This is a genomic window from Planctomonas deserti (assembly GCF_003067705.1).
Lineage (GTDB): Bacteria > Actinomycetota > Actinomycetes > Actinomycetales > Microbacteriaceae > Planctomonas > Planctomonas deserti.
In genome coordinates this window covers 1,264,037-1,284,322 of sequence record NZ_QANL01000001.1, presented here as the reverse complement: position 1 = coordinate 1,284,322, position 20,286 = coordinate 1,264,037, and the positions used below count along the sequence as shown (strand labels likewise).

The window sequence follows — 20,286 nt, the reverse complement described above, 5'->3', positions numbered from 1 at the left end:
CGGCTATTCCTTTTCCTTGGTCATGTAGATCATGAGTGACTCGGGGGTCGCTTCCGAGATGGGCAGCTGACCCGTGATGCGGCCGGCCGAGAGCGCGTAGATGCGATCGCAGATGCCGAGGAGCTCCGGCAGCTCGGAGGAGATCACGATGACCGCCTTCCCCTCTGCCGCGAGCTTGTTGATGATCGTGTAGATCTCGTACTTCGCGCCGACGTCGATGCCGCGGGTCGGCTCATCGAGGATGAGCACGTCAGGCCCGGAGAACATCCACTTCGACAGCACGACCTTCTGCTGGTTGCCGCCGGAGAGCTTGCCCGTGATCGAGCCGACGCTCGGCGCCTTGATGTTCATGCTCTTGCGGTACTCGTTCGCCACGACGTACTCGCGGTTCGCGTCGACCCAGCCGCGCTTGGCGAGCTTGCCGAGCGCAGCGCCGGAGACGTTCCGCTTGATGTCGTCGATGAGGTTCAGACCGTACCGCTTGCGATCCTCGGTGGCGTACGCGATGCCGTGCTCGATGGCCTCACCCACGGAGTGCGCCTTGATCTCCTTGCCGTACTTGTACAGACGGCCCGAGATGTTCACCCCGTAGGAGCGGCCGAACACGCTCATGGCGAGCTCGGTGCGCCCGGCACCCATCAGGCCGGCGATGCCGACGACCTCGCCGGCGCGCACGTTGAGGTTCGCGCCGTCGACGATCTTGCGGGTGTGCTCGAGCGGGTGGTGCACGGTCCAGTCCTCGATCCGCAGCACCTCCTCGCCGATCGGCACGTCGCGGTCGGGGTAGCGGCTCTGCAGGTCGCGACCGACCATGCCCTTGATGATGCGGTCCTCGCTCACCTCGTCGCGCTTCAGGTCGAGGGTCTCGATGGTGCGGCCGTCACGGATGATCGTGACCGAGTCCGCGATGCTCTTGATCTCGTTCAGCTTGTGGCTGATGATGATCGACGTGATCCCCTGGCCCTGCAGGTGCCGGAGAAGGTCGAGCAGGTGCGCCGAGTCCTCGTCGTTGAGGGCGGCGGTGGGCTCATCGAGGATGAGCAGCTTCACCTCCTTCGAGAGCGCCTTGGCGATCTCGACGAGCTGCTGCTTGCCCACACCGATGTCGGAGATCTTGGTGATGGGGTTGTCGTGGAGGCCGACGCGGGCGAGGAGCTTCGCCGCCTCGAGGTTGGTCTTGTTCCAGTCGATGAAGCCGCGCTTCGCCTGCTCGTTGCCGAGGAAGATGTTCTCCGCGATCGACAGGTAGGGGCTGAGCGCGAGCTCCTGGTGGATGATGACGATTCCGCTGCGCTCGCTGTCGCGGATGTCCTTGAACTGCACGACCTGGTCCTCGAAGACGATGTCGCCCTCGTAGGTGCCGTGCGGGTACACGCCGGAGAGAACCTTCATCAGGGTGGACTTGCCGGCCCCGTTCTCGCCGCAGATCGCGTGGACCTCGCCACGCGTCACCTCGAGACTCACGTCCTGCAACGCCTTGACGCCCGGGAACGTCTTGGTGATGTTGCGCATCTCGAGAATGTGGTTGGCCATGGCCTGCCTCGCTTGATCGCTGGTGTCTGAAATCGTGTCGTGCTGGTCGTGCTTGTCGTGCTTGTGGTGCGTGTCGTGCTGAGGGTGGTGCCGGGGGCCTTGCGGCCCCCGGCACCGGGAGGGCTATTCGCCCTTCTGGATCTCTTCCTCCGAGTAGTAACCGCTGTCGACGATGACCTCCATGAGGTTCTCCTTCGTCACGGTGACCGGCGGGAACTGCTTGGTCGGGACGTCCTTGACCTTGTTGTTGTAGGAGTCGGGCGCGTCGGGCTCGTTGCCGTTGAGCAGGTCGTCGACCATGGTCACGGCCTCCTTGCCCAGCAGGCGGGTGTCCTTGAAGATCGTCGAGTACTGCACGCCGTCGAGGATGAGCTTGTCGGACGCCTTCTCGCCGTCCTGGCCGGTGATGATCGGCATCGCGTCGTCGGCGACACCGCTCGAGCGCAGGGCGTTGATGATGCCTCGCGACAGACCGTCGTAGGGCGACAGTACGCCGTCGAGCACCTGGCCGGAACCGTAGAACCCGCTCAGCAGGTTCTCCATGCGCGCCTGGGCGCCCTCGAGCTTCCACTGCTGGATGGCGACCTGGCTGAACTCCGACTGGCCGGAGCCGATCGTGACCTGGCCGGAGTCGAGGAAGGGCTTGAGGACGCTCATCGCACCGTCGTAGAAGAACTGCGCGTTGTTGTCGTCGGGGCTGCCGGCGAAGACCTCGATGGTCTTCTTCTCGGTGCTGCCCGTCGGCTTGCCGTCCGCGTCCACGAGGCCGAGGCCCTGGAGCAGGGAGTTGCCCTGCAGAACTCCGACCTGCTGGTTGTCGAAGGTCGTGTAGTAGTCGACGTCCTCGGTGCCGTTGATGAGACGGTCGTAGGCGATGACCTTGACGTCGTCGTCGGCCGCGGTCTTCAGCACCTGGGTGAGCGCGGTGCCGTCGATGGAGGCGACGATGAGGGCCTTGGCGCCCTTGTTCAGCATCGACTCGATCTGCGAGATCTGGTCCTGCACCTTGTCGTTCGCGTACTGCAGGTCGACCTTGTAGCCGAGCTCCTCGAGCGAGGACTTGACGTTGTTGCCGTCGTCGACCCAGCGCTCCGAGGTCTTGGTGGGCATCGCGACGCCGACGAGGGCGCCATCGTTGGAGCCCTCCTCCGCTGCGCCGCCACCACCGCGGGTGCCGCCGGAGCAGGCCGCGAGCGAGACAGCGAGGCCCGCGGCAGCGAAGCCGACGAGTACCTTCTTCATCTTCATGGGATTTCTCTTTCGTTCTGTGGATGGTGCGCTAGGGATTTGGTGCTCCCCGGATCAGGATCGATCCGGCAAGTGGGGGTGGCCTGTGCGGCCGATCAGAAGCCCTGGGCCAGGCGGTAGTAGGCCTGGTTCCAGCGGACCTCCTTGACGAACTCGCGCAGCGTCGTGTGCTCGTCGATGACGAGCAGCTCGGTGCGCGCGATCTCGGCGAAGTCGGCGAAGGTCTCGATGCCGACCTGGGTGCTGAGGACGGTGTGGTGCGCCGCGCCGGCCGTCAGCCAGGCGGCCGCGGACGTGGCGAAGTCCGGGGCGGGCTTCCACACGGCGCGGGCGACGGGCAGGTTGGGCAGCGGCTCGTCGAGCGGGATGACCTCGACGACGTTCGCGGTGAGGCGGAAGCGCTCGCGCATGTCGGACATGGCGACGACGACGCCGGCGCCCGGGTCGGTGTCGAAGACCAGGCGGACCGGGTCCTCGCGGCCGCCGATGCCGAGCGGGTGCACCTCGAGCGAAGGGCGGCTCGTGGTGAGGCTGGGGCACACCTCGAGCATGTGCGCGCCCAGGATCTTCTCCTGGCCGGGCACGAGGTGGTAGGTGTAGTCCTCCATGAGCGAGGCGCCGCCGGGAAGGCCCGCGCCCATCACCTTCGCGGCGCGCACGAGCACCGCCGTCTTCCAGTCACCCTCCGCGCCGAAGCCGTAGCCCTCGGCCATGAGGCGCTGCACGGCGAGGCCGGGCAGCTGGCGGAGCCCGCCGAGGTCCTCGAAGTTCGTGGTGAAGGCGCCGAAGCCGCCCTCCTCCAGGAAGGAGCGCAGACCGATCTCGATCTTCGCGCCATAGCGGAGCGAGTCGTGGCGGTCGCCGTCGCGGCGGAGCTCGGGAGCGACGTCGTAGAGGCGCTCGTACTCGTCGACCAGGGCGTCGACCTCGGCCTCGGTCGCCGCGTCGACGCGCTCGACGAGGTCGTTGACGCCCCAGGTGTTCACGGACACGCCGAGGCTGATCTCCGCCTCGGTCTTGTCGCCCTCGGTCACCGCGACGTTGCGCATGTTGTCGCCGAAGCGCGCGAGCTTGAGCGTGCGGACGGCGGCCCAGCCGGCGGCCGCACGCACCCAGGAGCCCACCTTGGCGGTGACGTCGGGGTTCGAGACGTGGCCGACGACGGTCTTGCGGGGCACGCCGAGGCGGGACGCGATGTAGCCGAACTCGCGGTCGCCGTGGGCGGCCTGGTTCAGGTTCATGAAGTCGAAGTCGATCTCCGACCACGGCAGCTCGACGTTCGCCTGGGTGTGCAGGTGCAGGAACGGCTTGCGCAGGGAGTCGAGGCCCGTGATCCACATCTTCGCGGGCGAGAAGGTGTGCATCCAGGCGATCACGCCGATGGTGGCGTCGGAGGAGTTCGCGTCGAGGGCGAGCCGGCGGATGGAGTCGGCGTCCTTGAGGACGGGCTTCCAGACGATGCGGACGGGGATGTCGCTCGACTCGCCGAGGAGGCGCGCGACCTCCTGCGACTGCTCGGCCACCTGACGGAGCGTCTCCTCGCCGTAGAGGTTCTGGCTGCCGGTGACGAACCAGATCTCGTAGGCGTCGAGGGACGTGGACAGAGGACTGCTCAACTGATTGCTCCTTGGGGTGCTTGTCCGTAGACGTTCTGGTACCGGTCGAAGAGGGAGTCGATGGCGGCGGGGTCGATCGCGACCGGCTCGCCGAGCTGGCGGGAGATGTGCACCGTGCGGGCGACGTCCTCGACCATGACGGCGGCCTTGACGGCGTCCTTCGCGTCCTTGCCGATGGTGAACGGCCCGTGGTTGCGCATCAGGACGGCGCGCGAGCGGTGCCCCTTCAGCGTCTCGACGATGCCACGGCCGATCGAGTCGTCGCCGATGATGGCGAACGGGCCGACCGGGATCTCGCCGCCGAACTCGTCGGCCATGGCGGTGATGACGCACGGGATCGGCTCGTTGCGCGCGGCCCAGGCCACGGCGTAGGTGGAGTGCGTGTGCACGACGCCGCCGACGTCCGGCATGTTGCGGTACACGTAGGCGTGGGCGGCGGTGTCGCTCGACGGGGACCGGTCGGAACCGGGGGTGTCGGGGATGACGTTGCCGTCGAGGTCGCAGAGGATCATGTTCTCGGGCCCGAGGTCGTCGTAGGAGACGCCGCTGGGCTTGATGACGAACAGGTCGGCGCCGGGCACGCGACCGGACACGTTGCCGCCGGTCCAGACCACGAGGCTGTAGCGGGTGAGCTCGGAGTGCAGTTTCGCGACGTCCGCACGGACGCGGGCGATGGCGACCTCGATCTCGGGGGAGTTCATGCTCACGCGGCGACCCCCCGGGCACCAGTGCCTGCGGACCGCGACGCGGCGCGATCGGCGGAGGGGACCTCGGCCACCCTCACTGCGTACGTGTCGGCGGTCGTGCTTGGCGCGACGTCACTCAACTGGTCGACTCCCTTGTCTTTTCTTCCGGGCGGCCTGTGTCATCCGTTCCGTTCACTCGATGATGTGAACGGTCACATTGGCTCTGAGTACTCTACCCCCGCGGTTGCGCCTGTCAAGCGCGACGGGGGCGCCGCCATCGGCGGCGCCCGGGCGGGCGACCCCGATGAGCGCGCACCGGGGGCCGTGCGGCGGAACGGCGGGCGTGCCGAGCCGGCATGTACGCGGATCGGCATGGACGGGATGCGGGGCCGGAGCCGGGACCGAAGCCGGGACTGGATGGCCCCCCGGCACCCGGCCGCTTCGTCCTCCCCTGTCCCGGATTCAGGCTGTGGTGCGCCACGCCGCACTCGGCGACGTCGAAACGCGGCGTGTCGCAGCTGAGCCTGAATTGCGAACGGTGGCGGGGAGGGATGGGCCGCGGTCAGGGGACGGGGGTGCCCGCGGTGACGGCGATGGCGGACCGCACCACGTCCGCAAGGGACCCGGTGCGCGCGTGCTCGGCCCGCTGCCAGTCGGCGCCTGTGCCGGAGTCGAGCATCCGCCGGACGCCACAGGTCACCACGTCGGCGTCGCCCGCGTCCTCGAGGGCGACGCCGACGTGCTCGAGCAGGCTCTCCACCCTGTCCCTCGCGGGCACCGATCCTCCCCCGATCGGATCGGGAAGCTCGCCGGCGAGACCGCGGAGCGCCGCCTGCCACGACGCGAGGCGCAGGGCCATCGCGGAGACCGCCAGCGGGGGAACGCCTGCCGACCAGTCCCGGGCCGCCGTCTCGACGAGGGCGCGGATGAGGGCGGCGAGCACGGCGGCGTCCTCGGCGAGGAGGCAGACGTCGGACACCCGGATCTCGACGGTCGGGTGGTCGCGCGACAACCGCGCGTCGAAGTACAGCATCCCCTCGTCGAGGAGCACCCCCGTCGCCAGGAGCTCGTCCGCGTGCTGCCGGTACCGCTCGGCGGAGCCGAACACCTCCGTGGGGCCGGCCGTGGGCCACCTCGTCCAGGCGCTCGACCGGTAGCTCGCGTAGCCCGTGTCCTCGCCGTTGCTGAAGGGCGAGTTCGCGCTGAGCGCGATCAGCACGGGCAGCCAGGAGCGGATGCGGTCGATGATCCCGACCCCCTCGTCGGGCGAGTCGATGCCGACGTGCACGTGGAAGCCGCACGTCAGGCCCTCGCGCGCGGTTATCCCGTAGCGCGCGTGCATGGAGGCGTACCGGGGCTCCACCGTGGCGTGCGGCGAGACGGGCAGGGGCGAGGTCGCGAGGGCCACGGCGCGGGCCCCGACCGCACGCGCCTCGGCGTCGACGAGGAGCCGGCCGCGCAGCAGCTCGTCGCGCAGATCCGCGAAGCGGCTGTGCGGCGAGTAGACCACCTCGAGCATCTCCTGCTGGAGCTCCGAGGTGAACTCGATGAGGTCCGAGACGTCGCGCGGGCTCTCCCCACGGTGGCTGAGCACGCGCCCGGCCACCGCGACGGGCAGCCCGGTCGTCTCGTCAACGAGGAGCAGTTCTTCTTCGACGCCAAAGGTACGCACAGGGAAAGTATGGGGTTCGAGGCGGCGCCCGCCCACCGTGTGACGCCCGTGCTCACCGCGACCCCGCGGAGACCGGCGGCGGCGGGCGCGCCTCAGCGCCGGGGCGGGGCGGTGGACTTCCGGACGACGAGCTCGGGCGCGATGGTGCCGCGGTAGCGTTCGGAGTCGCCGGTGAGGCCCTCGAGCAGTCGCGCGATGCATCGCCGACCGAGTTCCGCGAAGTCCTGCCGCACGGTCGTGAGCGGCGGCCAGAAGTGCGCGGCCTCGGGGATGTCGTCGAAGCCGACGACGCTGACGTCACCGGGGACGTTGAGCCCGGCCTCGTGGATCGCGTGGATGAGACCGAGCGCCATCTGGTCGTTCGACGAGAAGATCGCGGTGAAGTCGCGGATGCGCAGCATCTCGCGCCCCGCGTAGTAGCCGAACTCCGCCGACCAGTCGCCGAGGATGGGTGCGGTCGTGGGCACCTCCTGCGCGCCCATCTCGTCGAGGAAGCCGCGCATCCTCGCCTCGGCCTCGATCCAGTCCTGCGGTCCGGCGAGGTGGTAGATGTCGCGGTGGCCCAGCTCGATGAGGTGCCGGGTCGCCAGCCGGGCGCCGCCGATCTGGTCGACGGAGGGCACGGTGTCGTCGAGCAGCCCTGTCGACTGCATGGTGACGTAGGGGATGTCGACGGACAGCTCGGAGATCGCCTCGACGACCCGCTGCTGCGGCGCGATGATCACGAGCCCCTCCACGGACTGCTCGACCAGGTGCGCGAGCGCCTCGCGCAGCGCGTCCCGGTCGGTCGAGGTGACGCTCGAGGTGAGCACGAGGTACTCGGCCTCCCGTGCCGCCTCCTCGATGGCGCGGATGCTCGACGCCGGCCCGTACTGGTCGCTGCGGGTGGTGAGCACGCCGATCGTGCGGGACCGGGCCGTGACCAGAGCGCGGGCGGCGCGGTTCGGCCGGTACTGCAGCTCCTCCATGACCTCGAGCACGCGCTGCTTGGTGGAGTCGCGCAGGCTCGGGTGCTCGTTGAGCACCCGGGAGACGGTCTGGTGGGACACCCCAGCCACGCGTGCGACGTCGCGGATGCTAGGCGCGCGGCCCTTACCTGCTGCTTCCGTCGGCACTGATCGATTCCGCTTCCTCGAGCATGTGCACGTTCACATGCGGGTGTCCCCCCCATTATGCGCTGGGCGGGCAGGGGGTCACCTCCGTCCTCCCTCGCCGGCAGCGCCGACGCGGGAGGACGGTCGAGCGGGCTGCGGCTACTTGGCGCGCTTCTGCGACCGGACGAGCGCGGCGTCGAGATCGGCGATGAGATCCTCGACGCTCTCGATGCCGACGGACAGGCGCACGATGTTGTCCGGCACCTCGAGCTCCGTGCCGCGGACGGATGCGTGGGTCATCTCGGACGGGTAGTTGACGAGCGACTCGACGCCGCCGAGGGACTCGGCGAGCTGGAACAGGACAGTGGACTCCGCGAAGCGGCGGGCGGCCTTGGCCCCGCCCTTGATCGCGAGCGACAGCATCCCGCCGAACGCGCTCATCTGCTGCCGGGCGAGCTCGTGCCCGGGGTGGTCGGGCAGGCCGGGGTAGTAGACGCGCTCGACGGCCGGGTTGCCGACGAGGTGCTCGGCGATGGCCTGCGCGTTGCGGCTGTGCCGCTCCGCCCGCGGGGAGAGCGTCTTGATGCCGCGGATGGTCAGCCACGCGTCCATCGGACCGGAGACCGCGCCCGCGGCGAACTGGATGAAGGCGACCTGCTCGGCGAGCTCCTCGTCGTTCAGCACGAGGGCGCCGCCGATCACGTCGGAGTGGCCGCCGAGGTACTTGGTCGTGGAGTGCACGACGACGTCCGCGCCGAGCGCGAGCGGCTGCTGCAGCGCCGGGGACGCGAACGTGTTGTCGACGACGACGATCGCGCCCGCCTGGTGCCCGATGTCGGACAGCTCGGCGATGTCGCTGATCTTCATGAGCGGGTTGGAGGGGGTCTCGATCCAGAGGATCTTGGTCGAGCCCTTCTTCAGCGCCGACTGCACCTCGAACAGGTTCGACATGTCGACCACGGTGTTGGTGATGCCCCACGCGCCGTGGATGCGGTTGATCAGCCGGTGGGTGCCGCCGTAGACGTCGTTGCCGAGCACGACGTGGTCGCCGGGCTTCAGCGCCGCGCGCAGCAGCGCGTCCTCCGCGGCGAGGCCGGAGGCGAAGGACAGCCCGTACGTGCCGCCCTCGAGCGACGCGAGCAGGTCCTGCAGGGCCGTGCGGGTGGGGTTCGACGCGCGGCCGTACTCGTACCCGTTGCGCAGCTGGCCGATGCCCTTCTGCACGAAGGTGCTGGTCAGGTACACCGGCGGGATGACGGCACCGGTCGTCGGGTCGAAGTCCTGGCCGGCGTGGATGGCGCGGGTGTCGAAGTGCGAGCTCTTGTCGGTCATGTTCCCTCTTGGTTCGTGTCGGTCCGCTGGGCGGACGGGTGTCACTCGGTGACGAAGCTGAGCAGGTCGTGCCGGGTGATGACCCCGGCAGGCTTGCCGCCGTCGGTCACGAGCAGCGCGTCCGCTGCCCCGAGGGCGCGCCAGGCGTCCGACACGGCCTCGTTCATGCCGATGAGGGGCAGGGGCTCGCCGATGAAGCTGCGCACGAAGTCGGTCAGCGCCGCCTTGCCGCTGAAGACGAGCTCCATGATCTCGCGGGCGTCGATGGCCCCGGCCACCTCGCCCATGACGACGGGCGGCTCCGCGTTGAGGATCGGCAGCTGGTCGACGTCGTACTTGGTCATGATCTGGATCGCGTCGCGCACCGTGTCGGACGGGTGGGCGTGCACGAGGTCGGGCAGCGCGCCGGTCTTCGCCCTGAGCACGTCGGACACCGTGCTCTCCTGCTTGACCTCGGAGAAGCCGTAGGAGCGCATCCACTTCTCGTTAAAGATCTTGCCGAGGTAGCCGCGGCCGCCGTCCGGCAGCAGTATGACCATGATGTCGTCGGCCGTGAGGCTCTTCGCCGCCTTGAGCGCCGAGGCGACCGCCATGCCGCTCGAGCCGCCGACGAGGAGCCCCTCCTCGCGGGCGAGCCGCAGCGTCATGTCGAACGACTCCTTGTCGGAGGACGCGATGATGTCGTCCACCACGGACGGGTCGTAGGCCGATGGCCAGAAGTCCTCGCCCACGCCCTCGACGAGGTAGGGGCGGCCGGTGCCGCCCGAGTAGACGGAGCCCTCGGGGTCGGCGCCGATGATGCGCACCGCGCCGTCGGACACCTCCTTGAGGTAGCGGCCGACTCCGCTGATGGTGCCGCCCGTGCCGACGCCGGCGACGAAGTGCGTGACGCGCCCGTCGGTGTCCCGCCAGATCTCGGGCCCGGTCGTCTCGTAGTGGCTGAGCGGCCCGTTCGGGTTGCTGTACTGGTCCGGCTTGAAGGCCAGCGGGATCTCCCGCGCCAGCCGGTCGGAGACCGAGTAGTAGGAGTCGGGGTGGTCGGGGGCGACGGCGGTCGGCGTCACGACGATCTCGGCCCCGTAGGCGGTGAGCACGTTGCGCTTGTCCTCGCCCACCTTGTCGGGCAGCACGAAGACGCAGCGGTAGCCGCGCTGCTGAGCGACCAGGGCGAGCCCGACGCCCGTGTTGCCCGACGTGGGCTCGACGATGGTGCCACCCGGCTTCAGCTTGCCCTCGGCCTCGGCGGCGTCGATGATGCGCGTCGCGATGCGGTCCTTGGCGGAGCCTCCGGGGTTGAAGTACTCGACCTTCACCAGGATGGTGGCCTCGATGCCCTCGGTCACCCGGTTCAGCTTGACCAGCGGAGTGTTGCCCACGAGGTCGAGGATGGTTTCGGCGTACTTCACTTGCAGCCCCAGTTCCGCCATGGGCTCCAGGGATGACCCGGCCCGGCACACGAGACGGGCCGATCGGCCCGCCCGGTCAAGGATACCAGCGGCCATTTCCGGATGACCGGTGCGCAGTGCGCGCAGCGAATGGGACCGGCCGGACCCGCGCGGCGGCCCGCTCGGGAGCGGACTGGGGCCGCGCGGGCATCCTGAGCAGTCGTTCACGCGACGGATGCGAGAATGTGCGCAGCCCTTCGACGCCGCACCGGACTCGCCCGCGAGCCGGGAGCGGCCCCGCACTCAGGACAGGAATTCTTGTGGCTCGACGCGACGACAACACGCCGGCTTCCGGTGAGGCGACCCCCAGAGGCGCCGCCCGCCCCGTTCCCCCCGCTGCCAAGCAGCAGGAGAGGGAGCTGACCGTGAAGCAGCAGCGCGAGGCCCGCCGCGCGGAGAAGGTCGCGGCGCTCAAGAAGCAGCAGGCCAGGCAGAAGCGCAACCGCATCCTGGGCATCTCCGCCGCGAGCCTGCTCGCCGTGGGCGTCGTCGTGCTCATCATCGTCTTCGTCGTGGCCAGCGCGAAGCCGCCCATCATCGACCCGGACCGCGACCCCGAGGCCATCAGCGTCGAGGGCGTGCAGACGTTCGACGGCATCACGTCAACGCACGTCGACGGCCAGCCGGTGGACTACGCGGCCACCTACGAGATGAACCCGCCCGCGGGCGGCGAGCACTGGAGCCAGTGGCTCAACTGCGGCGTCTACGAGGAGCCGCAGCAGAACGAGAACGCGGTGCACGCCCTCGAGCACGGCGCCATCTGGACCACCTACAACCCGGACGAGGTCAGCGGCGAGGACCTGGAGAAGCTCCGCGACTCGCTCCCGTCGACGTACTCGCTGCTCACCCCGTACCCCGACCTGCCCGCCCCCGTGGTCATGTCCGGCTGGGGTGTGCAGGTGCAGCTCGACGGCGTGGACGACCCGCGCGTGAGCCAGTTCCTCAACAAGTACTGGCAGTCCCCGTCGGTGCCCGAGCCCGGCGCCCTCTGCACGAACGGCATCGACGGCCCCGGCAAGGTCTCGTGACCCCCTCCCCCCTGTCGGACCGCGACGAGGCCGGGGCGGGAGCCCCGGCGCTCGACGGGGTCGATGAGGACGGCTCGACCCAGTATGGGAACGAGGACGACCTCGGCACCGAGAGCGAGACCGAGGGCGGGCGCCGCTACTCGGTCACGACGCGGCTCATCGTCGCGGCGATCCTTGCCGCGACGCTCCTGCTCGTGGTCGGCTTCGGGGCCGGGCGCTTCTCAGCGGACCGCTTCGGCGAGGCCGACGCCGCCCCGGGCACGTCCAGCGCGGAGGCGGGCTTCGCCCGCGACATGCAGGTGCACCACCAGCAGGCCGTTCAGCTGTCGGTCCTCGTGCGGGACCGCTCGCAAAACGAGGAGGTACGCCAGCTGGCGCTCGACATCGCCACGTCGCAGGGCCAGCAGGCCGGGCAGATGTACGCCTGGCTCGCCTCCTGGGGCCTGTCGCAGGCGCCGTCCGGCGAGCGGATGGCGTGGATGTCGCTCCCGACGCTCGAGGGCGACGCCGGTCACGGCCACTCGGCCGCCGAAATGGCGGGCGGGGCGATGCCCGGGCTCGCGAGCGACGAGGACATCGCGCGACTCGAGGCGGCCGGCGGCACGGACGCGGACCGCATCTTCCTGGAGCTGATGATCGCGCACCACCGCGGCGGCGTGGAGATGGCGGAGGCGGTGCTCGACCGCTCGACCAACGAGCTGGTCACGCCACTCGCGCGGAACGTCGTCCTCGTGCAGCAGGGCGAGATCGACTACATGGAGAGCCTGCTCGCCGAGCTCTGACCCGTGCCCGTGCCCGGGTCTCGCGTCGTCGCACGGGCGGGAGGGCGCGGGAGGGCGCTGGCCGCGACGCTCAGGGCTGAACGGCCTTGACGATCGTGACGGCCTGCGTCACCCAGTCGTCGTCGACGGCGGCGTCCGAGCCCTCGTCGAGGGCCCACATCACGTTCACGATCTCGCGGACGATCACCCAGGCTCGCGCGCGCTCCTCGTCGAATCCCGCGGCGTCCACCACGGTGCGGAAGCGCTCGAGCAGCTCCCAGCGCGGGTTGCCCGACGCGAGCACCTCGTCCCAGCGGTTCCAGAGCAGCGGCGCGAGTTCGTAGGCAGGGTCACCGGACAGCGGCTTCGGGTCGATCACGAGCCACGGCTCGCGCTTCGCCGCGAGCACGTTCTGGAAGTGCAGGTCAGTGTGGATGAGCACGCCGTCCGTCGCTGGGTCGGAGGCGAAGTCCCGCGCGAGGGAGGCGGCCTGGTCGACGTAGCGGCGCGGCACCGCCCGGTGCCGGCGCAGGGCGGGGATACCCTCGCTCCAGCGCGCGGCCTGATCGGACAGCAGCCGCAGCTGCGGCAGCGCCGGTCGATGGATGCGGGGATAGAAGCCGGCGATCACCTCGCAGGCCTCGAGCACCGGCAGCGTGTCGAGGTCGACCCCCGCCTCCGCCCGCTCGAGCAGCAGCACCCAGCGCCGCGGATCCGCGCGCAGCAGCCGCACGACGCCGTGCCCGCCCCAGGCGCGCAGCGCGAGGTGCTCATGCTCCGCCTCCGGGTGCGGCCAGCCGAGCTTCAGCGCGGCGGGCTCGCCGTCGCCGGTGAGCACCGGCAGCACGAGTGCGCCGTGGCCGGTGCTCACCGTGCCGTCGGGTGTCAGCGCCCACTCCTCGAGCACGTCGCGCACGAGCCGGGGCAGCCGCTCCAGCCAGGCCGCCCAGTCCGCGCCGCGCGACGCGTTGGCGAGGAAGTCGGCGGGGATCTCCACGCCGGCGGTCGTCACAGCGCGGCGCTCCGCTGCTCGGAGTAGAGGTGCGAGTAGGTGCCGCCCGCCGCGAGCAGCTCGTCGTGCGTGCCCCGCTCCACGATGCGGCCGCCGTCGACCACGAAGATGACGTCCGCGTCCACGACCGTCGACAGGCGGTGCGCGATGGACACGGTGGTCCGACCGTGCGCTGCGGCGTCGAGCGCCTTCTGCACCACGCGCTCCGAGATGGCGTCGAGCGCGCTCGTCGCCTCGTCGAGGATGAGCACGGCGGGGTTCTTCAGGAGCACGCGCGCGATGGCGATGCGCTGCTTCTCGCCGCCGGAGAGCCGGTAGCCGCGCTCCCCCACGATCGTCTCGTAGCCCTCGGGGAACGACGCGATCGTGGCGTGGATGTTCGCCGCCGTCGCGGCGGCGACCAGTTCCTCGAGCGTCGCGTCGGGCTTGGCGTAGCGGAGGTTGTCCGCGATGCTCGCGTGGAACAGGTACGTCTCCTGGCTCACGATGCCGATGTGGCCGAGGAGCGACTCGTGCGCGAGGTCGCGCACGTCGACCCCGGCGAAGGTCACGCGACCGCCCGCGACGTCGTAGAACCGCGGGATCAGGTACGAGACGGTCGTCTTGCCCGCGCCGGACGGGCCGACGAAGGCGACGAAGGAGCCGGGGGCGATGTCGAGCGAGACGTGGTCGAGCGTCGGGCGGGAGTCGTCCGCCGCGTCCGGGTAGCGGAACACGACGTCCTCGAACCGCACCCGGCCGAGCTCGCGCGTCGTCGGCACGGGCACGGCGGTCGGCCGGTCCGTGATCGCGGGCTTCAGGTCGAGGTACTCGAAGATGCGGGCGAACAGCGCTCCGGACGTCTGCAGGTCGAGGGCCACCCGCAGCAGCGCCATGAGCGGGAACAGCAGGCGCGCCTGCACCGTCGTGAACGCCACGATCGTGCCCGCGGTGATGCCGGTCGCACCGTTCACGAGCAGCATCCCGGCCGCCAGGTAGACGATCGCGGGGATGCTGGCGAGGAAGATGCTGACCATCGCGAAGAACCACTGCCCGCTCATCTGCTGCTGCACCTGCAGGCGGATCTGGTTCTGGTTCTCGTCGGCGTACCGTGCGGTCTCCGTCGACTGCCGGTTGAAGCTCTTCGACAGGAGGATCCCGGACACGCTCAGCGTCTCCTGCGTGATCGCGGTCATGTCGGACAGCGACTCCTGCGTCTTCGTCGCGATGCGCGCGCGCACCTGGCCGACGCGGCGCTGCGCGATCACGAGCAGCGGCATGAGCACGAGCGCGACGATGGTGAGCTGCCAGTTGAGCAGCAGCATCGCGACGAACGCGGCGAGCACGGTGACGGTGTTGCCGAGCACGCTGGAGACGGTGTTGGTGAGCACGCTCGCGACGCCGCCGACGTCGTTGGCGAGGCGGGACTGGATGACGCCGGTCTTCGTGCGGGTGAAGAACGCGAGCTCCATGGACTGGAGGTGGGTGAACATCCGCACCCGCAGGGCACCCATGACCCGGTTGCCGACGGTCGACGTGAGGAACGTCTGCCAGACGCCGAGGAGGGTCGACACGACGTAGACGGCGATCATCAGCACGACGAGCTCGGTGAGCCGCGCGAGCTGCGGGCCGCCGCCGTCGGTGGGGAAGAGCCCCTCGTCGAACGCGCGCTGGGTGAGCAGCGGCGGCACGACGCTGAGGCCGGCCGCCACGATCACGAGCACGGCGGTGAGGATCAGCGACGCCCGGTGGGGGGCGAAGAGGGCGACGATGCGGCCGAACAGGTGCGGGATCTTCGGCGCCTGCGCGTTGAGCGCACGCTGCGCCTCCGCGTCGCCGCCGCTGACCCGGCCGCCGCGCGGTCCCCGCATGGCGCCGCCCGCGGCGACGTCACCCATCCTGCTCACCGTCCGAATCTACGGCCACGGTGCGGCCCCTCCCTGCGCTTTGTCTGCGGTTCCGCCGTGGGCGTACGACGAAGGGCCCGGGCGCCTCGTCGGCACCCGGACCCTTCGGCTCGTGCGGTTGGGATCAGCCCTTCGTCGCACCGGCCAGGAGGCCGCGCACGAAGTAGCGCTGGAGGCTGAAGAACACGATCAGCGGGATGATCACCGACACGAACGCGGCGGCGGTGAGGCGCTGCCACTCCTGGCCGCGGGAGCCCACCAGTTCCGCGAGGCGCTGGGTCAGCGGCGCCACGTCCTGCGTGCCGCCGGAGAAGATCAGCGCCACGAGCAGGTCGTTCCACACCCAGATGAACTGGAAGATGGCGACCGACGCGATGGCGGGCAGCGCGAGCGGGATCACGATCCGGAAGAACAGCTGGCTCGGGCTCGCCCCGTCGACGCGCGCCGCCTCGATGACCTCGCCCGGGATCTCCGAGATGAAGTTGTGCAGCAGGAAGATCGCGAGCGGGAGGGCGAAGATCGTGTGCGCGATCCACACCGGGAGGTAGCTCTGCTCCGGGATCATCGGGATGGTCTCGTGGATCGACGCCTGGATCGGGCGCAGGAACTGCGAGAACATCTGCAGCAGCGGGATGAGCGCCATCTGCAGCGGCACGATCTGCAGTGCGAACACCAGGATGAACAGGAGGTTCGAGCCGCGGAACTTGATCCAGGCGAAGGCGTATGCCGCCATCGTCGCGATCACGAGCGGGAAGATCGTGGCCGGGATGGCGATCGCCAGGGAGTTCACGAAGTAGGCGCCCAGCTGCGGCGACGACAGCGACGACGACAGCAGCACCTCCTGGTAGTTCCCGAGCGTGAAGCCCGGGTTCTGGAAGATCGTCCACCAGCCGGTGTCGAGGATCTCCTCGGCGGGCCGGAACGACGAGATGAACAGACCGAATGTGGGCAGGGTCCACAGCACCGCGATGACGAGCGCGGCGACCGTGGCCCCGCGCGACGTCATGCGGCGCTTGACCCGGCCCGCCTTCGCGGTGACCGTCGACTCGGCACGGCGGTACGAGTCGTCGTCGCGGTCCCCGCCGGGGACCGGCAGGTCTACGGGGGCAACGCTGCTGCTCATCGGATCTCCCTCTGCTGGCGCAGGATACGCACGTTGTAAATGACGATGGGCATGACCAGGATGAACAGCACCACGGCGAGCGCCGCGCCGCGGCCCGGCTCGTTCGCCCGGAACGCCTGGGTGTACATCTCGTTCGCGATCACGCTGGTGTCGAAGTTTCCGGCCGTCATGGTCCGGACGATGTCGAACACCTTCAGGGTGGCGATCGACGTCGTGGTCACGACGACCACGAGGGAGCCGCGGATGCCGGGAACGGTCACGTTCCGGAAGCGCTGCCAGCCGTTCGTGCCGTCGAGCTGCGCGGCCTCGAGCTGCTCAACCGGCACGCCCTTGATGGCCGCGGAGAGCACGACCATGGCGAACCCGGTCTGCACCCAGATCATGACGACGATCAGGAGCAGCGTGTTGATCGGCGACGACTGCAGCCACTGCACCGGCTCGCCGCCGAACCAGACGACGATCTGGTTGAGCGCGCCGATCTGGTCCCGCCCCGACGGCCGGAACTCGTACACGAACCGCCAGATGATGCCGGCGCCGACGAACGAGATGGCGACCGGCATGAAGACGAGGGCCTTGAAGTACTTCTCACCGCGGGACTTGTCGATGAAGACCGCGTAGGCGAGCCCGATGATGGTGGACACCACCGGCACCAGGATCACCCAGACGACCGTGTTGAACAGGGTGCGCAGGGCGTCCGGCTGGGTGAACATCCAGATGAAGTTGTCGAGCCCGGTGAAGTTGCCCGAGCTCGTGAAGAAGGAGAGGAACGTCGTGCGCACTGCGGGGTAGATGAGCCCGAGCAGGAGCAGGATCATCGCCGGTGCCAGGAAGGCGCCGAGCTGCACGTAGTCGCGACCGCGCTTGGGCGCCTTGTCGATGAGGAAGAGCACAAGCCCGACGACCACCGCGAACAGCGCGAGGCCGGCGACGACTTGCAGGATTTTTCCGATGAGGTCCGCTGTGGTCATGCGGGGAAGCCTTTCGTTCGTCGTTGGACGAGAAGGGGACGAAAGGGGTGGGACCCGACGGCCCCACCCCCTCCGTCACGGATTACTGCTGCGGCCAGCTGCTCTCGACCGCGTCGACCGTCTGCTGGGTGCTGTCGCCGCTGACCCAGCCGACGATGCCCTTCCAGAACGATCCCGCGCCCACGGCACCGGGCATGAGGTCCGACCCGTCGAAGCGGAACACGGTGTTCGGGTCCTGCAGGATCTCGATGGACTGCTGAAGGATCGGGCTCTGTCCGTTCGCCGGGTCGACCCCCTTGTTCGCGCTGATGTTGCCACCGAGCGAGGTGCGGGTGTTCGCCCACTCCGGGCTGGACAGGTAGGTGCGGAACGCGTCGATCTCCTCACCCTCGGTGAAGGCGGCGACGAACTCGCCGGCACCGGTCACCGCCTGCTCGTCGCCCTCGTTCATCGGGGGCAGCAGGAAGGCGTAGACGTCGCCGTCCTCGGCGACCTCCGTGCCCTCGGGCCACTGGGCCTCGTAGAACGTGGCCTGGTGGTGCAGCGAGCACTCGCCGTCCAGGATCGGCTTGCCGCCGTCGTTGAAGGTGGTTCCGACGATCGAGTCGACGCCGCCGAAGCCGCCGTTGACCATGTCGGGGTTCTTCAGCACCTCGCCGACAGCGTCGAAGGCCTCGACGATGCGCGGGTCGTTGAACGGGATCTGGTGAGTCGTCCACTGGTCGTAGACCTCGGTGCCGTGCATGCGCAGCACGTAGTCCTCGATCCAGTCGGTGCCCGGCCAGCCGGTCGCCTCGCCGGAGCCGAAACCGACGCACCACGGCTTGTGGTCGCCCTCCGCCGCGATGGTCGCGGCCAGCTCGTTGAGCTCTCCGATGGACTTCGGGACCTCGTAGCCCTTCTCCTCGAACTCGGCCGGGGAGTACCAGATGTAGCCCTTGATGCTCGCCATGAGCGGGGCGGCGTAGACGGTGTCGTCCACGGTTCCGTACTTCTTCCAGTCCTCGGTCCAGCCGGAGTCGATGTTCTCCTCCACGGACGCGGGGACGGGCTTCAGGTAGCCCCCGCTCGCCAGACGGGCGAGAAGACCGGGCTGAGGGATGATGCCGATGTCGGGAGCGTTGCCGCCCTCGGCCTGGACCGGGATCTGTGCCTCGAACTCCTGGCTGCCCTGGTAGCTGATCGTGATGCCGGTGCAGGTCTGGAAGTCGGCCCACGACGCCACGAGGTTGTCGGCCTCCTGCTCCACGATCGTGCCGCCGACGGTGACCTCGGGACTCTCCTCCGAGAAGTCTCCGTACTGCTCGAAATCGCTGCAGTCCACGTCCGCCGCATCCTCGGCAGCGATGTCACCCGTGCACCCGGCGAGGGTGAGGGCGACGGCACTTGCTGCTGCGAGTGGGAAGACGAGGCGACGGCGACGGTGCAGGGTTGAACTCATTCTGTCTCCTCCTCGTTGAGCGGAGCCGGCGCGCGCTGCGATCCGCGCACGACGCACGGTAGGGAACCGGTTCCAGAGGTCAAGGTACGGCACCCTCCCGCGCGGCGCAACACGGCGAAGATAACGAATCGTCTCGCCCACCACGACGCCCGGGCGCGGCGCGCTTCCGCGCGAGGAATGCCGCCGGGCCGCGATTGTCAGTAGTGGAACCGGTTCCACAACAGGCCCGTCCGCGGTATCGTGTGCTCGCACCATCGACAGGGCCCAAAGGGGGGACGAGAGGCATGAGCGGCATCGCGGACGTTGCACGCCTGGCCGGCGTGTCGAAGGCGACCGCCTCCCGCGCGCTCAGCGGGCGCGGCTACGTCTCGGAGACCACCCGCAATCTTGTCGCGCACGCCGCGTCTGAGATCGGCTACGTCGTGAGCTCCAACGCGTCGAGCCTCGTCACCGGTCAGACCAAGAACGTCGGCGTCGTCGTGCCGTACCTCAACCGCTGGTTCTTCGCGGAGATGCTGGAGGGCATCGAGACGGCCCTCATCGAGGCGGGGTACGACCTCACCCTGTACCGGCTTACCGACGACGTGGAACAGCGGCGCAAGGTTTTCGAGTACTTCCTCGTGCGCAAGCGCGTGGACGCGGTCATCGCCGTGAGCGTCGCCCTCAGCGAGTCCGAGGTCACGCGCCTCAAGTCGCTCGGCAAGCCCCTCGTCGGTGTCGGCGGTCACGCCGAGGGGATGACGACCCTGAGCATCGACGACGTGGCGGCCGCGAAACTCGCCACCGAGCACCTCATCAGCCTCGGCCACCGCCGGCTCGTGCATCTCGGCGGCCATCCCGAGGAGGAGATGGACTTCCCGGTGCACGAGCGGCGGCTGGCCGGCTTCCGCGACGCCCTCGAGGAGGCCGGCATCCCTCCGACCGGCACTTTCCAGCCCTCGTCGTTCACCATCGACGGCGGGTACCGCGCGGCCCTCCGGATGCTCACCGACCCGCGCACGAGGCCTACGGCGGTGTTCGCCGCATCCGACGAGATCGCGATCGGCCTCATCGTCGCGGCGAGGCAGCTCGGCATCCGCGTGCCGCAGGACCTCTCGGTCGTCGGCATCGACGGGCACGACCTCGCCGACATGTTCGGCCTCACCACCCTGGAGCAGCACCCGAAACGCCAGGGCCGGCTCGCCGTCGACCTGGTCATGGAGGAGCTGGCGGCGGGCCCCGGCGCCGCCCGGAACCGGAGCGTGACCGTTCCGGTCGACTTCGCCCCCCGCTCCAGCACCACCGCACCCCAGGGCGCGCGCCCGTAGCCACGACCTCGCGCTGGTTCGCGCGGGCGGCCGACGATGTGATGAGCGGCTCGTGCAGGGGCGTGCACGGGGGCGGAAAGCGGGCGCCCCCGACCCTCGGACGTCCCCCTCTTGTCCTCCCTTTTGGGGACACG

The 20,286-nt window shown here is 69.5% G+C and carries 16 protein-coding genes; 3 read left to right on the top strand and 13 right to left on the bottom strand.

Annotation, left to right across the window (positions count from 1 at the left end; translation table 11 throughout):
• Positions 1 to 3: 3 nt before the first annotated feature.
• The 8 genes from mmsA to DAI20_RS05865 all read right to left on the bottom strand — a co-directional run bounded on the left by mmsA (position 4) and on the right by DAI20_RS05865 (position 10,587).
• Entirely contained in the window at positions 4 to 1,533 is a 1,530-nt protein-coding gene (gene mmsA / locus DAI20_RS05900; protein ID WP_108249555.1) for a multiple monosaccharide ABC transporter ATP-binding protein, read from the bottom strand.
• Positions 1,534 to 1,656: 123 nt separating this feature from the next.
• On the bottom strand, positions 1,657 to 2,781 hold the full coding sequence (locus DAI20_RS05895; protein WP_108249554.1) for a substrate-binding domain-containing protein: 1,125 nt from the start codon (positions 2,779 to 2,781) through the stop codon (positions 1,657 to 1,659).
• Positions 2,782 to 2,876: 95 nt separating this feature from the next.
• The gene (araA, locus tag DAI20_RS05890) at positions 2,877 to 4,397 is read right to left on the bottom strand and encodes an L-arabinose isomerase (RefSeq protein WP_108249553.1); all 1,521 of its coding nucleotides are present in this window, start codon (positions 4,395 to 4,397) and stop codon (positions 2,877 to 2,879) included.
• Entirely contained in the window at positions 4,394 to 5,098 is a 705-nt protein-coding gene (locus DAI20_RS05885; protein WP_205781376.1) for an L-ribulose-5-phosphate 4-epimerase, read from the bottom strand. Before DAI20_RS05885 ends, araA begins: the two co-directional genes overlap by 4 nt.
• Before the next feature lie 547 nt (positions 5,099 to 5,645).
• Positions 5,646 to 6,755: a glutamate--cysteine ligase gene (locus DAI20_RS05880; RefSeq protein ID WP_159084930.1), complete on the bottom strand. Its 1,110-nt coding sequence runs from the start codon at positions 6,753 to 6,755 to the stop codon at positions 5,646 to 5,648.
• A 92-nt stretch (positions 6,756 to 6,847) separates the two neighbouring features.
• Positions 6,848 to 7,870: a LacI family DNA-binding transcriptional regulator gene (locus DAI20_RS05875; protein ID WP_108249550.1), complete on the bottom strand. Its 1,023-nt coding sequence runs from the start codon at positions 7,868 to 7,870 to the stop codon at positions 6,848 to 6,850.
• Between the two features lie 138 nt (positions 7,871 to 8,008).
• The gene (locus DAI20_RS05870; protein ID WP_108249549.1) at positions 8,009 to 9,181 is read right to left on the bottom strand and encodes a cystathionine gamma-synthase; all 1,173 of its coding nucleotides are present in this window, start codon (positions 9,179 to 9,181) and stop codon (positions 8,009 to 8,011) included.
• A 41-nt stretch (positions 9,182 to 9,222) separates the two neighbouring features.
• Positions 9,223 to 10,587, bottom strand: a complete 1,365-nt coding sequence (locus DAI20_RS05865) for a cystathionine beta-synthase (protein ID WP_108249548.1) — start codon at positions 10,585 to 10,587, stop codon at positions 9,223 to 9,225.
• 299 nt (positions 10,588 to 10,886) lie between these two features.
• On the opposite strand from DAI20_RS05865, the gene DAI20_RS05860 reads away from it, so the two are divergent.
• Positions 10,887 to 11,654, top strand: coding sequence for a thioredoxin-like domain-containing protein (locus DAI20_RS05860; RefSeq protein ID WP_108249547.1), 768 nt, complete (start codon positions 10,887 to 10,889; stop codon positions 11,652 to 11,654).
• Positions 11,651 to 12,436: a DUF305 domain-containing protein gene (locus tag DAI20_RS05855; protein ID WP_240605891.1), complete on the top strand. Its 786-nt coding sequence runs from the start codon at positions 11,651 to 11,653 to the stop codon at positions 12,434 to 12,436. Before DAI20_RS05860 ends, DAI20_RS05855 begins: the two co-directional genes overlap by 4 nt.
• 70 nt (positions 12,437 to 12,506) lie before the next feature.
• On the opposite strand, the gene DAI20_RS05850 is transcribed toward DAI20_RS05855, so the two are convergent.
• The 5 genes from DAI20_RS05850 to DAI20_RS05830 form a co-directional block, all read right to left on the bottom strand.
• Positions 12,507 to 13,427, bottom strand: coding sequence for an aminoglycoside phosphotransferase family protein (locus tag DAI20_RS05850; protein WP_205781348.1), 921 nt, complete (start codon positions 13,425 to 13,427; stop codon positions 12,507 to 12,509).
• Positions 13,424 to 15,304 (bottom strand): ABC transporter ATP-binding protein, encoded by a 1,881-nt coding sequence (locus DAI20_RS05845; RefSeq protein ID WP_108249546.1) that lies wholly within the window; start codon positions 15,302 to 15,304, stop codon positions 13,424 to 13,426. Before DAI20_RS05845 ends, DAI20_RS05850 begins: the two co-directional genes overlap by 4 nt.
• Positions 15,305 to 15,437: 133 nt before the next feature.
• Complete coding sequence (locus tag DAI20_RS05840; RefSeq protein WP_108249545.1) at positions 15,438 to 16,436, bottom strand: carbohydrate ABC transporter permease; 999 nt, start codon at positions 16,434 to 16,436, stop codon at positions 15,438 to 15,440.
• Complete coding sequence (locus DAI20_RS05835) at positions 16,433 to 17,404, bottom strand: carbohydrate ABC transporter permease (RefSeq protein WP_108249544.1); 972 nt, start codon at positions 17,402 to 17,404, stop codon at positions 16,433 to 16,435. Before DAI20_RS05835 ends, DAI20_RS05840 begins: the two co-directional genes overlap by 4 nt.
• 82 nt (positions 17,405 to 17,486) lie before the next feature.
• Positions 17,487 to 18,845 (bottom strand): ABC transporter substrate-binding protein, encoded by a 1,359-nt coding sequence (locus DAI20_RS05830; protein ID WP_108249543.1) that lies wholly within the window; start codon positions 18,843 to 18,845, stop codon positions 17,487 to 17,489.
• 284 nt (positions 18,846 to 19,129) lie between these two features.
• On the opposite strand from DAI20_RS05830, the gene DAI20_RS05825 reads away from it, so the two are divergent.
• Complete coding sequence (locus tag DAI20_RS05825; protein ID WP_108249542.1) at positions 19,130 to 20,152, top strand: LacI family DNA-binding transcriptional regulator; 1,023 nt, start codon at positions 19,130 to 19,132, stop codon at positions 20,150 to 20,152.
• Positions 20,153 to 20,286: the final 134 nt, after the last annotated feature.

Coding starts and splice junctions, on each gene's coding strand:
- mmsA (WP_108249555.1), bottom strand. CDS start 1,533: ATGGCCAACCACATTCTCGAGATGCGCAACATCACCAAGACGTTCCCG.
- DAI20_RS05895 (WP_108249554.1), bottom strand. CDS start 2,781: ATGAAGATGAAGAAGGTACTCGTCGGCTTCGCTGCCGCGGGCCTCGCT.
- DAI20_RS05885 (WP_205781376.1), bottom strand. CDS start 5,098: ATGAACTCCCCCGAGATCGAGGTCGCCATCGCCCGCGTCCGTGCGGAC.
- DAI20_RS05870 (WP_108249549.1), bottom strand. CDS start 9,181: ATGACCGACAAGAGCTCGCACTTCGACACCCGCGCCATCCACGCCGGC.
- DAI20_RS05845 (WP_108249546.1), bottom strand. CDS start 15,304: ATGGGTGACGTCGCCGCGGGCGGCGCCATGCGGGGACCGCGCGGCGGC.
- DAI20_RS05840 (WP_108249545.1), bottom strand. CDS start 16,436: ATGAGCAGCAGCGTTGCCCCCGTAGACCTGCCGGTCCCCGGCGGGGAC.
- DAI20_RS05835 (WP_108249544.1), bottom strand. CDS start 17,404: ATGACCACAGCGGACCTCATCGGAAAAATCCTGCAAGTCGTCGCCGGC.
- DAI20_RS05830 (WP_108249543.1), bottom strand. CDS start 18,845: ATGAGTTCAACCCTGCACCGTCGCCGTCGCCTCGTCTTCCCACTCGCA.
- DAI20_RS05825 (WP_108249542.1), top strand. CDS start 19,130: ATGAGCGGCATCGCGGACGTTGCACGCCTGGCCGGCGTGTCGAAGGCG.